Genomic DNA, 12,473 nt, shown 5'->3' with positions numbered 1-12,473 from the left:
ACCTCGTCCCGCCCTGCCGGGAGGGCGGGGGATCAGGCCTCGAACCAGACGTATTCCGCGAAGGCGTAGCCCATCATGCCGCCGAGGGGACTCGGCTGCAGACCCTTCAGCTTCGCCGAGTGGGCGTCGACGTTCGAGATGTAGACCGGGATGGCGGTGCCCGCCTCGTTCGCGATCATCGCCTGCATCTCGCCGTAGATCGCCTTGCGCTTGGTCTCGTCGAGGAGGCCGCGCGCCTCGATCAGCATCCGGTCGAATGTCTCGGACTTGTAGCGGCTCTCGTTCCAGGGGGCTTCCGAGGCGTAGAACAGCGAGAACAGGATGTCGGGCGTCGGCCGCGGATTCACGTTGCCGAAGTGGATCGGGGCCTTCAGCCAGTAGTTCGACCAGTAGCCATCCGAGGGGACGCGCTGGATGTCGAGCTTCAGGCCGATCCCGGCCGCCGCCTGCTGGAGCAGGGTCGCCATGTCGACCGCGGAGTTCGCGGCGTCCGAGGCGATGACCGGGATGGTCTGGCCGAGCACGCCGGCCTTGCCGAGGAGGAACTTCGCTTTGTCGGGGTCGAAGGCGCGCGGCTTCACCTCGGGATTGTGGTAGCGGCTCGAGGGCGGCACCGGCTGGTCGTTGGCGATCTCGGCAAGACCGCGCAGCGCCGATTTCTGAATGAGCGGCCGGTTGAGCAGGTGCTTCATGCCCTCCACGAAGCCGGCCTTGTCGCCGGGCGCCATGTCGAGCCGCATGTTCAAGTCGGTGTAGTTGCCCGAGGTCGTCTTCGAGAGCACGACGCCCGGCTGGCTCTCCACGAGCCGCATCGAGCGCGGGTTGATCGCGGCCGCGAGCTGGATGTCGCCCGAGAGCAGCGCGTTCACGCGCGCCGAATCGTCAGGGATCGCGAAGAACTCGAAGGAATCGAGGTAGGGCCCGCTCGCCTTCCAGTAGTGCTTGTTCTTGAGGCCGACCGAGCGCATGCCGGGCTCGAAGACCTCGCAGGTGAAGGCACCGGTGCCGTTGGCCTTGGCGAAATTCGTGGTGCCGTCCGCCAGGATCATGAAGTGGTGGGTGGCGAGGATGGTCGGCAGGTCGGCATTCGGGTTCGCCAGCGTGATCTCGACGGTGAGGTCGTCCGGCGCCTTGAAGCCGGTCATCTGCTTGGCGAGCGCATTCGCCTTCGAGCCGACGGCCGGATCGAGGTGGCGCTTGAGGGAATAGATGACATCGGCGGAGGTGAGCGCCTTGCCGTTGTGGAAGGTGACGCCCTTGCGCAGCTTCACCGTCCAGACCTTGGCGTCCCTGGTCTCGATGCTCTCGGCCAGCTCCATCTGGACGTTGCCGGCGGCGTCGAGCACGGTGAGGCGGTTGTAGAAGGCGCAGCAGCGCACGTAATCGGTGGAGAGAGACGCCTTGGCCGGATCGAGGGTATCGGCGGTCGAGGAGGACCAGCCGGCGGCCCGCAATGCGCCGCCCGGGCGCGGAGTCGCGGCGAGCGCTGCGGTCGCGCGCCCGAGGATCGCCGTACCGGTCGACGCCGCGACGCCCCCGAGCATGAGCGCGCGCAGGAGTTCGCGGCGGGAGGCACCCCGGCGGATCGCGTCCTCGACCGCGGCATCGTCGAGACGCGTCCAGTTGGTGACGAAGTGATCGGTCATCGACATCCCCTCGGGAGACGGTGGCAGGCGGCAAGCCCGGCGGCGGCCGGGTTCGTGGGTGACGAGCGGGGCCGTCAGGCGACCCGCGCCGCCTCGACGGCATCGGCGAGGCCGGCCATCGAGGTGAAGTGGAAGTCGGGTGTGGTGAACTGCTCCGGCTCGATCGTGCCGCCGTAGCCCTTCTGGGCGTGCCGGCGCTCGATCCAGCAATTGATGATCCCGAGCCGCCGCGAGACGCCGATGTCGTGGTATTGGCTCTGTGCGACGTGCAGGATGTCGCTGCGCCTGCCGCCCTCCGCCTCGATGGAGGCGAGAACCGTCTCGAAGAAGGCCGGGTCCGGTTTCTCGGTGCCGGTATCGTCCGCCGTGAAGCCCGCGTGGAACGGGTTGCCGAGCGCCTCCGAGAAGTGGGTGAAGGCCCAGCGACGGGCATTGGTCATCGCGATCAGGCGCGCGCCCGTCGCGAGCCGCGCCAGCGCCGCGGCGCTGTCGGGAAAGGGCGCCCACCTCTTCGCGGAATCCCGCAGGCGCTCGCCATAGACGTCCTCGACGGGCAGGCCGAGCGCCGGCGCGATCACGCGGTAGACCCGGACGAGGTCGTCGGGGAACAGCGCGGCGTCGGGCGAGTAGCGGGCGGCGCGATAGAGCGACAGCGCCTCCTCGCCGTCGATTGCAGCGCCGGCCTCGGCGGCGATGCCCGCCAGGCAATCCTTGATGCCCCTCTCGAAGTCGATCAGCGTGCCGACGACGTCGAAGGTGAGGTAGCGGTACTCGTTCAAGGTCTTTGCCAAGGTCCTGCTCCCAGATCCGGGGCGGTGATCCCGCCCGGCGGGCCGGGCAGGCGGCGCCGCGCCTGCCGATCCGTGTCCGCTCGCCTCCCGCGTCCGGTTCCCCGTGCTCGCATTCCCCAAATGTCGCAGAGTCGGCTTGCGGGAGACACCGAAGACAGCGGCCTCGCAGCACAAAATTGCGAATTGAATGTGCACCACGAAATCTGCCTACCGGCGCGGCAGAAGGCGTTTCAGGCCATGGCCGCCCGGACGTCCGCATCCTCCAGGGTCTGGTCCAGAATCCTGCGGGTCCGCTCGACGATGGCATCGATCTCGGCCTCGGTGCAGCAGAGCGGGGGCGCGTAGCCGAGGATGCCGTTGCCGAAGGCGCGGATCACGAGCCCGTTGTTCCAGGCGCGGTCGAAGATGCGCCGTGCCGGATCGGCCGCCGCGGGGAGGGGCGCCTTGCGCGCCTTGTCCACCACGAGTTCCAGCGCAGCGAGGAGGCCACGCCCGCGCACATCGCCCACGAGCGGGTGGTCGGCGAGGCTCTGCAGGCCCGCCTGAAGCCGCGTGCCCGCCCGGCGGCCATTCTCCAGGAGACCGTTCTCGTAGAGGCGGAGCACCTCGAGGCCGACCGCGGCGCTCACGGGATGGGCCGAGTAGGTGTAGCCGTGCCCGATTGCGGCCTCCCCCGCGCCGTCCGCGATGGTGTCGTAGATCCGGTTCGACAGGAAGACCGCTCCCATCGGCACGTAGCCGGAGGTGAGGCCCTTGGCGGTCGTCATGAGGTCCGGGACGACCTCGTCCTCGGTGCAGGCGAAGAGCGGTCCGGTGCGGCCGAACCCCGTGATCACCTCGTCGGCAACGAAGAGGATGTCGAGTTCCGCGCAGAGGTCGCGCATCGCCTTCATCCAGCCCCGCGGCGGCACGATGACGCCGCCCGATCCCTGGATCGGCTCGGCATAGAAGGCGGCGACGCGCTCAGGCCCGAGTTCCTCCACCTTCGCGCGCAGCGCGGCGAGCGAGGCGGCGATGATCGCCTCGAGGTCGCTGCCCGCCGGATTGCGGTAGGGGTAGGGCGAGGGGATCTTGTGCTGCCAGGCGAAGGGCAGGCCGAAATTCGCGTGGAAGGCGGGCAGCGCGGTCAGGCCGGCGCCGACCGTCGAGGACCCGTGGTAGCCCTGTTCCAGGGAGATGAACTGGTCCTTCTCCGGTTTGCCCCGGACCGTCTGGTAGTTGCGGATGAGGCGGACGGTGGTGTCCACCGCATCCGAGCCGCCGAGCGTGAAGTAGACGTGGTTGAGGTCGCCCGGCGCGCGCTCCGCGAGCGCAGCGGCGAGCCGGATCGCCGGCTCCGAGCCCAGCCCGAAATAGGCGGTGGCGTAGGGCAATTCGCGCATCTGCCGCGCGGCGGCCTCCACGATGCTGTCGTGCCCGTAGCCCGCATTGACGCACCAGAGGCCGGCGAAGCCGTCGAGAAGCTCCCGGCCGGCGGCGTCGGTGACGGTCGCGCCCTTGGCGGACCGCAGAACCCGCACGCCCGTCCGCTCGTGGCCGCGATAGGAGGCGACCGGATGGACGAGATGGGCGCGATCGAGTTCGATGAGGGAATTGCTGAACATCTGGGGTCTCCGGGTCAGCCGAGAGCCTGGCTGGCGAGGGCGAAGGTGCGGGCGTTGCCCGCGGGTTGCGGATGGGCGCCGCCCCGCTGCATGGCGATGCCGCCGCCGACGGCGACGAGCCCCTGCGCCGCGAGCCAGGGGGCGAGGCCCGCCTCCTCCGGCGTGTCGACGCGCAGGAAGGCGCCGCGGCGTGCGGCCATCACGAAGGCGAGGAGGGCCCGGGCCTCCTCCGGATTCCCCGCGACGACGGGTCCGATCACCTCGCCCCGGCCGAAGGCGCGCAGGGCCGCGAAGCCCCGGATCGCGCCGTCGCGGCGGAGCACCGCGATCCGACCCTCGGCGGCGAGGCGGCCGATCAGCGCCGCCCGGTCCATGCCGCAGGCTTCGCGGTCGAGGGCGGCGAGGTCCGCGACCGGCGGCGCCTCGGACCATGCGACTCCCTCCGCCCGGGCGGCGGCGCCCGGCACGGCTGGCCCCTGGTGCTGGACGATCCGGCCGGTCGCGCGGAATCCCAGCCTCTCGTAGAGGGGCAGGCCGGCCTCGGTGGCGATCAGCCGGCAGGCGCGGCCGTCCGCGGCCGCGAGGGCCGCATCCATCAGCCGGCGGCCGAGGCCATGCCCGCGCATGGCTTCGTCCACGATCACCATGTTGATGGTTGCGGCCTCCCGGCCGAGGGGCGTCGTCATCGCGGTCCCGACCACGCGGCTGCGGTCGAGGAGGACGGTCCCGACGCTGAGGGAGAGAACGAGGGTCCAGTCCTCCCTGCGGTGCGGCCAGCCCGCCGCCCGCGACAAGGCGACGGCCCCGTCCAGATGCTCGGGGGCAAAGCCCCTCAACTCGATCCCACCCGTCTGCATCCTCGATCCCTCGGCGTGTGCCTTGGAAGAACGAGTAGACGCGGCGGGGAAGAAGATGGTCGCGAGGACGGGTGACGGGCAACATCTTCCGCCGTCCCTCAGGGAGGCCGCCGCATCTTATGCCGGGTCTCTCCATCACCGCCGCCCGTGGGCCGCGAACACAACGCCCTGCCGGCGGGGCGCGGCGATACGGAAGAATCTGCTTCCCCCGGCGGCGATTGCGGTGAACCCGCTAGAGCCGTCTTCCTAAGATGCCGGGGCGAGAGGACGCCCCGACCGGGCGCGGCTGCGAGGAAGCACGATGAGCGCGTTTCGGCCCAAATACATCACCTTCGATTGCTACGGCACGTTGACGAACTTCCAGATGGCCGAGGCGGCGCGGAGCATCTACGGCGTCACGCTCGAGGCCCCCCGCATGACGGAGTTCATCAGGAACTTTGCGGCCTACCGGCTCGACGAGATCCTCGGCGACTGGAAGCCGTACGACGAGGTGATCCACAACGCCGTGGAGCGCACCTGCCGCAAGACCGGTGTCACCTTCCGCCCGGAGGACGCGCGCGCCATCTACGAGCGGGTGCCGACCTGGGGGCCGCATCCGGACGTGCCCGCGGGCCTCGCCAAGGTCGCCCGGGAGATCCCGCTGGTGATCCTGTCCAACGCCATGGACGCGCAGATTCCCTCCAACGTCGCCAAGCTCGGCGCGCCCTTCCACGCGGTCTACACGGCGCAGCAGGCCGGGGCCTACAAGCCGCGCTTGCGCGCCTTCGAGTACATGTTCGATAGGCTCGGCTGCGGACCGGAGGACGTGATGCACTGCTCGTCCTCCTTCCGCTACGACCTGATGTCCGCCCACGATCTCGGCATCCGGCACAAGGTCTGGGTGAATCGCGGGCACGAGCCGGCAAACCCCTATTACGGCTATGTCGAGATCAGGGACATCTCCGGCCTGCCCGGCATCGTCGGGCTCTAAAGGCCGCCGGGCGATGCGCTTCACGTCCTACTGGCACGACACCGCACCGCGCTTCTCGGGCGCGGCTGCCGGCCCGGTCGAGGGCCATTACGACGTCGCCGTCATCGGCGGCGGGTTCACCGGGCTCTCGGCCGCGCGTCACCTCGCCCGGGCGGGGGCGAAGGTGGCCGTGCTGGAGGGGGCGCAGGTCGGCGCGGGCGCCTCGGGCCGCAATGGCGGCCATCTCAACAACGGCCTCGCCCACAGCTATCTCGCCGCGAAGGCCGAGCTCGGGCCCGAGCGGGCGAAGGCACTCTATCGGGCGCTCGACGCGGCCGTCGATACGGTCGAGGCGCTCGTAGCCGAGGAGGGCATCGACTGCGCCTTCCGTCGCTCGGGCAAGCTCAAGCTCGCCTCGAAGCCCGGGCATTTCGCGGCGATCGCGCGCAACTTCGAGGCGATCCACGCCGAGGTCGACCCCGAGACGGCGCTGCTTCCGGCAGCGGATCTCGGCGGCGAGATCGGCGCGCCCGGCTTCCACGGCGCCATGCTCTCGAAGAAGAGCGCCATGATGCATATGGGCCGCTTCGTGACCGGGCTGGCGGAGGCGGCCGCGCGGCGCGGCGCGACCATCTACGAGGAGGCGCCGGTGACGGAGCGACGGCGCAGCGGAGGCCGGCACAGGCTCGTGACGCCGCGCGGCAGCCTGACGGCGGGCGAGGTGCTCCTCGCCACGGGCGCCTATACGGGACGGCCGTTCGACTATTTCCGCCGCCGGATCGTGCCGGTCGGCAGCTTCATCATCGCGACCCGGCCGCTGACGGAGGCCGAGGTCGCGGCGACCCTGCCCGGCCACCGCACCTACGCCACCTCGCTCAATATCGGCAACTACTTCCGCCTCGCGCCGGACAACCGCCTGATCTTCGGTGGCCGGGCGCGCTTCTCGGCGACGTCGGACCAGCGCTCGGACGCGAAGAGCGGCGCGATCCTGCGCGCGAGCCTCGCCGCGATCTTCCCGCACCTGAAGGACGTGGAGATCGACTATTGCTGGGGCGGCCTCGTCGACATGACGCGGGACCGCTTCCCGCGCGCGGGCCTGGCCGACGGTGTCCACTTCGCCATGGGCTATTCCGGTCACGGGGCGCAGATGTCGACCCATATGGGGGTGGTGATGGCGGACATCCTGCTCGGCCGGGCCGACCGCAACCCGATGGCGGCCCTCGACTGGCCGGCGATCCCCGGCCACCTCGGCAAGCCCTGGTTCCTGCCGATGGTCGGCATGTACTACAAGCTGCTCGACCGCATCCGCTGAGCAGGGTGGCGGGGCTCCGCCCCGCCGCAGTGGAGGCCGGTTCGGCGCAAGGGAGCGCGTCATACGGCTCCGGAAGTCTGTCCGGGATGCGTGCCGAGGCGGTCGGGTATGCCGGCTCCCGAGGATCAGAGGTCGATGAGCACGCTTTTCGTGCGCCGGTTCGCCAGATAGGCCTCGCGGCCGAGGTCCTTGCCGATGCCCGAGCGCTTGTAGCCGCCGGTCGGCAGGATGTGGTCGCGCGAGCGCCCGTAGCGGTTCACCCAGACCGTGCCGGCCTGGAGCCGCCGCGTGACCCGCAGGGCCCGCGAGAGGTCGCGCGTGAAGAGGCCCGCAGCGAGGCCATAGGTCGGGTGATCGGCGAGCGCCAGCGCCTCCTCCTCGTCCCGGAAGGTCTGCACGGTCAGCACCGGCCCGAAGATCTCTTCGCGCACGGCGGGAGACGCGGCGTCGACCCGGTGCAGGATCGTCGGCGCGTAGAAATAGCCGGGGCGGTCGATCCGCTCGCCCCCCGTCAGGCAGGCGGCGCCGGCCGCGATCGCCGTGGTCACGATCCCCTCGATCCGGGCGATCTGCCGCTCCGAGATGATCGGGGCGTAGGTCGTGGCGGCGTCCCAGGTCGGGCCGGGGCGGATGTCAGCAAGATGCGCGCGGACGGCGTCCGTCAGGGCCTCGGCGATCGCCTCGGCGACGATGAGGCGGGTCCCGGCGACGCAGGCCTGGCCGGCATTGGCGAGGATGCTGTGGGCGACCGCGCGGGCGGCGAGCGCCAGGTCGGCGTCGGCGAAGACGACCTGCGGGCTCTTGCCGCCGAGCTCCAGGGTGACCGGCTTCACGCCGGTGCGCGCCACGTTCGCCATGATCGCGCTGCCGGCCGCGGTGGATCCGGTGAAGCTGACCTTGCCGATGTCGGGATGGCCGGTGAGCGCGGTGCCGGTGGTCGGCCCGTCGCCCAGGACGACGCTGACGAGCCCGGCGGGGACCCCCGCCCGGACGGACAGCTCGGCGAGGTAGAGGGTCGAGAACGGCGTCATCTCGGAGGGCTTGAGCACCACCGCGTTGCCCGCCGCGAGCGCCGGCCCGAGCTTCCAACCCGCCATCGAGAGGGGGAAGTTCCAGGGCGTGATCGCGCCGACGACGCCGTAGGGCTCGCTCATGACGAGGCCGAGGCTGTCCGCCTGCGTGGGAACGAGGTCGTCCGTCTCCTTGTCCGCGAATTCCGCGAAGAAGCGGATCTGCTCCGCGGTCACGGCGATGTCGCCCGCGACGAGCTGGCCCACCGGGCGCGTGGAGGCGACGGCCTCCAGCCGGGCCAGCCTGTCCGCCTCCGCCTCGACGAGGTCCGCCCAGCGCTGCAGAGCCCGGGTGCGCTCCCGAGGGCGCACATCCGCCCAGCCGCTCGTGCGGAGCGCGCGGCCGGCCGCCGCCACCGCCTCGTCCACGACGCCCGCATCCGCCACCGGGCAGGCCGCGAAGGGCGCGCCATCGGACGGGCGATGCAGGGGCAGCTCGCCCCGCGCGGGGACGAGCCTCCCCGCGATGAAGTGCCCGGTCGGCAGGTCGAGACGATCCGGATCGAAGCTCAGGCTCATGAGGCATCCCCGCGGCGCATGGCCGGAGGCTAATCTTCGCCCCGCCGCAGCTTGCTCCGACCGCCTCGCCCGGCGCGACGGATCATTCCGTTTCCGAGCTCCCGGCGGCGCATTCTTCGGCCGCCCGGTGCTGCACCCGGAGAAGGCCGAGGAAGGGCCCGAGCGTCGGGGTCACGCGACGACGACGTAGATCTTGCGGACGGTCTCGATCGTCCGCCAGATGCCGGTGAAGCCGGGCTTCATCACGAAACTGTCGCCGGCGCGGTAGGTCCGCGTCTCGCCGCCATCCTCCGCGATCTCCACGACACCCTGGAGGATGTGGCAGAATTCGAAGGTCTCGCCCTTGATCGAGCGCGTCTCGCCGGGCGTCGCTTCCCAGACGCCGGTGCGCACCGTGCCGCCGCGCGAATCGTCCTGCGCCCAGGTCTTGAAGGCTGGATCCCCGGAGATGAGGCGCTCGGGCGCGGCCTTCGATTCCGTCGGCGTGCCCGTCGGCGCGGGGTCGATGGTCTTCAGGAGAGACATGGAAGAATCCTTCTTCGTGGATCAGTAGCCTCGGGCACGGTCGACGAGGCCGATGGGATCGAGGCCCGCCTCCAGCCGCCGGATATTGGCGATCACCGCCCGGGCGGCGGTCTCGGGCTGCGTGACGCTGGCGACGTGCGGGGTGATGAGCACCTTGGGGTGCGCCCAGAGGGGATGGTCGGCGGGCAGGGGCTCCGGCTCGGTGACGTCGATCACGGCGCCGGCGAGGTGGCCGGAATCGAGGGCGGCGATCAGCGCCGCGGCGTCGAGCTGGGCGCCGCGGCCGGCATGGACGAGGCCCGCGCCCTGGGGGAGAGCCGCGAAGAGGTCCGCGCCGAGGATGCCGCGGGTCTCCGGGGTGAGCGGCAGGAGGCAGACGAGGATGTCGGTCTGGCCGAGGAACCCTTCGAGCGCCTCCGGTCCATGGTGGCAGGCGACGCCGGGGATCGTGCGCGGCGAGCGGCTCCAGCCGGACAGGGGAAAGCCGAAGGGTCGCAGGCGCTCCAGGGCGGCCTGGCCGAGCGCGCCGAGGCCGAGCACGCCGACGCGCCGCTCCGCCGCCGGCCGGACGGGCCGCGCCCGCCAGGTCCGCTCCGCCTTCTGGGCCACGTAGCCGGGCAGCTCGCGATGCAGCACGAGGACGCCGAGAGCCACGTATTCCTGCATCATGCGGACGATGCCCTCCTCGACCATCCGCACGACCTTGAGCCCCGGGGGCAGCGCGTCGAGGCGCAGCTGGTCGACCCCCGCGCCGACGCAGAACAGCGCCTCAAGGCCGGTGAAGCGGGTCATGTCGTCCGGCAGGGTCCAGGCCAGCAGGTAGCGGATCTCAGCCGGATCGACCGCGCCCGCGTCGGTGACGAAGCGCAGCGCCGGCAACTCGCGGGCGAACTCGGCGGCGAAGACCTTGGCGCGGGCCGCGTCCGACGTGAACAGGAAGGCCATGGGCATCGCGATCCCGGAGGGTGGGATCGGGACAGTGGACTTCGGCGGCCGGCAGGATGGACCGAAGCGGCGGAGCGCGGCGGCAGATCGCGCTGTTCTCTCCCGGATCTCAGGCACGGAGCCGCCCGCCGCGACCGGTGCGGCAGGCCGACGCCCCCGAAACCCGGACCGCTTCGGTGGAAAGTTCCGAAACGAGGCCGACATGAGGCGCAGTCTGTTGCGGCGGATGAGTCAGAATGGCTGCGGGCGACAGGCTCGGCCTCATCCCGCTTGCGGAGACATGCCGGGCTTCTGCGGCAGGGCGACCGGTGGCAAGGAACGAGTCCATTCTGCTTGAGACCTTCGCGCTGACGGCGGTCGACATCGCCGAGGTCGATCCCGACGCGTTGCACGCCTTGTCGATCGGCGTTCGCTGGCCGCATCGCGCCGATGACTGGCGCATGCTGATCGCGGCCGGACGGGGCATCGCCGCGCTGGACGAGATCGGCCGCATCGTCGGCACGGCGATGTGGTTTCCCTATTCCGACACCTTCGCGACGGTCGGGATGGTCATCACCTCGCCGCGCCTGCAAGCGCTGGGTGCGGGGCGCTGGCTCATGGAACGGGTCCTCGCCGCGACGGGAGCGCGCGCGCTCGGCCTCAACGCGACGCGAGCGGCCCACCGCCTGTACCGCTCCCTCGGCTTCGTCGACGAGGCAACGGTCTACCAGTGCAACGGCGACGCCGTGATGCCCGACAGCGCTCCGCCTCCTCCGGGCACCCTCGTGCGCGCGGTGGAGTCCGCCGACCTCGACGCCCTGATCATGCTCGACGCACGGGCGTTCGGCACGCAGCGGTCCGACCTGCTGCCGCGCCTCCTCGCGGCGTCGACGGGGACCGTGCTCCTGCGCGGAGGGCTGATCGCGGCCTTCGCGCTCTGCCGCCCCTTCGGGCGCGGCCATGTCATCGGTCCCCTCGTCGCGTCGTGCGATGCGGACGCGATCGCCGTCGCCCGGCCGCACGTCGCCGCGCATGCCGGCCGCTTCCTGCGCCTGGACACGCGGCAGAAGACCGGTCCCTTTGCCGAGTTCCTGATGCGCTCCGGGTTGCCGGTCTGCGACACTGTGACCACGATGTCTCTTGGCCGGCCCTGGCTTGCCCGGGGGACCGGCGGACCGGGAACGATGCCGATCACCTACGCGCTGGCGAGCCAAGCCTTGAGCTGAGCGCGGCCTCCGATCGGTCTCCGCGGGTCGGGCTTAAGGCGGGATCCCGTAAGCCCAATCCACCGGGACGATCCGAAGACAACGCGGGCGTGTCGCTGAGAGGGAGGGTCCCGGCCCTCGTTTCACGCTCCGCGACGGACCGCTCGAACGCACCCTTCGACCGCACCTCTGGCGCGGCCGGGCGGGCTTGCCGTAAGGAGGGCGCCCCGAGGAGCCCTGGCGTTGCGCGAAACCTTTCACATCGAGATCACCGGCCCGGATGGCCTCGTCCAGCGGGCCTCGGTCCGCGTCTCCGGCCTGGAGGCGGTCCGCGAGCGGGCGTTGCGGCTCTTCCGCCGCGCCCGGGTGCCGCAGCGCCTCGGCCCGGCCGCCGAGGCCGTGCGCGTCATCGACGGCGCCGGCCGCGAGGTCTTCGCCTGGAGCATCTGGGACGAGGGCCTGCGGGCCCGCTGAGCGCCCGCAGGCCCGGGCCCCGACGCGGCTCGGGCCTTGCCGTCTCAGGCCTTGCTCTTGGCCCGCTCGATCCCCTCAACGATCAGGCGCTGCGCCTCGGCCTTGTCGCCCCAGCGGACGATCTTCACCCACTTGCCGGGCTCGAGATCCTTGTAGTGCTCGAAGAAGTGCTGGATCTGGTGGAGCGTGATATCCGGCAGATCGGTGTAGTTCTCGACGCGGTCGTAGCGCTTGGTGAGATGGCGCGAGGGCACCGCGACGATCTTCTCGTCCTCGCCGGCATTGTCCTCCATCACGAGGACGCCGACGGGGCGCACGCTCATGATCGCGCCCGGCACGATGGCCCGGGTATTCGCGATCAGCACGTCGCAAGGATCGCCGTCGCCCGACAGCGTGTGGGGAATGAAGCCGTAATTCCCCGGGTAGTGCATCGCCGTGTAGAGGAACCGGTCGACGATCAGCGTGCCCGCATCCTTGTCCATCTCGTACTTGATCGGCTCGCCGCCGACCGGTACTTCGATGACGACATTGACATCTTCGGGCGGATTCTTGCCGATGGCGACGGCGTCGAGACGCATGACCGCACTCCTCGCAATC

At 70.9% G+C, this 12,473-nt stretch carries 12 protein-coding genes; 4 read left to right on the top strand and 8 right to left on the bottom strand.

The annotated features are described in order from the left end of the window. Positions 1–32 precede the first annotated feature (32 nt). The 4 genes from MNOD_RS13880 to MNOD_RS13865 all read right to left on the bottom strand — a co-directional run bounded on the left by MNOD_RS13880 (position 33) and on the right by MNOD_RS13865 (position 4,898). Complete coding sequence (locus MNOD_RS13880) at positions 33–1,646, bottom strand: ABC transporter substrate-binding protein (RefSeq protein WP_015929540.1); 1,614 nt, start codon at positions 1,644–1,646, stop codon at positions 33–35. Positions 1,647–1,720: 74 nt separating this feature from the next. Next, positions 1,721–2,437, bottom strand: a complete 717-nt coding sequence (locus MNOD_RS13875; RefSeq protein ID WP_015929539.1) for an HAD-IA family hydrolase — start codon at positions 2,435–2,437, stop codon at positions 1,721–1,723. A gap of 230 nt (positions 2,438–2,667) precedes the next feature. After that, complete coding sequence (locus MNOD_RS13870) at positions 2,668–4,041, bottom strand: aspartate aminotransferase family protein (RefSeq protein WP_015929538.1); 1,374 nt, start codon at positions 4,039–4,041, stop codon at positions 2,668–2,670. A 14-nt stretch (positions 4,042–4,055) separates the two neighbouring features. After that, positions 4,056–4,898, bottom strand: coding sequence for a GNAT family N-acetyltransferase (locus MNOD_RS13865; RefSeq protein ID WP_015929537.1), 843 nt, complete (start codon positions 4,896–4,898; stop codon positions 4,056–4,058). A 301-nt stretch (positions 4,899–5,199) separates the two neighbouring features. On the opposite strand from MNOD_RS13865, the gene MNOD_RS13860 reads away from it, so the two are divergent. Next, positions 5,200–5,868: a haloacid dehalogenase type II gene (locus MNOD_RS13860; RefSeq protein WP_015929536.1), complete on the top strand. Its 669-nt coding sequence runs from the start codon at positions 5,200–5,202 to the stop codon at positions 5,866–5,868. Between the two features lie 13 nt (positions 5,869–5,881). Further along, positions 5,882–7,159, top strand: a complete 1,278-nt coding sequence (locus MNOD_RS13855; protein ID WP_015929535.1) for an NAD(P)/FAD-dependent oxidoreductase — start codon at positions 5,882–5,884, stop codon at positions 7,157–7,159. 125 nt (positions 7,160–7,284) lie between these two features. Here the strand turns inward: MNOD_RS13855 and MNOD_RS13850 are convergent, their stop codons facing one another. The 3 genes from MNOD_RS13850 to MNOD_RS13840 form a co-directional block, all read right to left on the bottom strand. Beyond that, entirely contained in the window at positions 7,285–8,748 is a 1,464-nt protein-coding gene (locus tag MNOD_RS13850; RefSeq protein WP_015929534.1) for an aldehyde dehydrogenase family protein, read from the bottom strand. A 171-nt stretch (positions 8,749–8,919) separates the two neighbouring features. Continuing rightward, on the bottom strand, positions 8,920–9,273 hold the full coding sequence (locus MNOD_RS13845; protein ID WP_015929533.1) for a cupin domain-containing protein: 354 nt from the start codon (positions 9,271–9,273) through the stop codon (positions 8,920–8,922). A gap of 21 nt (positions 9,274–9,294) precedes the next feature. Beyond that, complete coding sequence (locus MNOD_RS13840; protein ID WP_043748681.1) at positions 9,295–10,218, bottom strand: 2-hydroxyacid dehydrogenase; 924 nt, start codon at positions 10,216–10,218, stop codon at positions 9,295–9,297. A 308-nt stretch (positions 10,219–10,526) separates the two neighbouring features. Here MNOD_RS13840 and MNOD_RS13835 point away from each other — a divergent pair, with 308 nt between their 5' ends. Together MNOD_RS13835 and MNOD_RS13830 are read left to right on the top strand one after the other, a co-directional pair. After that, a complete protein-coding gene (locus MNOD_RS13835) occupies positions 10,527–11,423 on the top strand; it encodes a GNAT family N-acetyltransferase (protein ID WP_043748678.1) in 897 nt (298 codons plus the stop codon). A gap of 222 nt (positions 11,424–11,645) precedes the next feature. Next, entirely contained in the window at positions 11,646–11,876 is a 231-nt protein-coding gene (locus MNOD_RS13830; RefSeq protein WP_015929530.1) for a hypothetical protein, read from the top strand. A gap of 44 nt (positions 11,877–11,920) precedes the next feature. Here the strand turns inward: MNOD_RS13830 and ppa are convergent, their stop codons facing one another. Further along, positions 11,921–12,454: an inorganic diphosphatase gene (gene ppa, locus MNOD_RS13825; protein ID WP_015929529.1), complete on the bottom strand. Its 534-nt coding sequence runs from the start codon at positions 12,452–12,454 to the stop codon at positions 11,921–11,923. Positions 12,455–12,473: the final 19 nt, after the last annotated feature.

The sequence above is a fragment of the Methylobacterium nodulans ORS 2060 genome (assembly GCF_000022085.1).
In the GTDB taxonomy this organism is placed as follows: domain Bacteria; phylum Pseudomonadota; class Alphaproteobacteria; order Rhizobiales; family Beijerinckiaceae; genus Methylobacterium; species Methylobacterium nodulans.
Note: the sequence above shows the minus strand (reverse complement) of the source record. Positions and strands in the feature narration are given on the sequence as shown.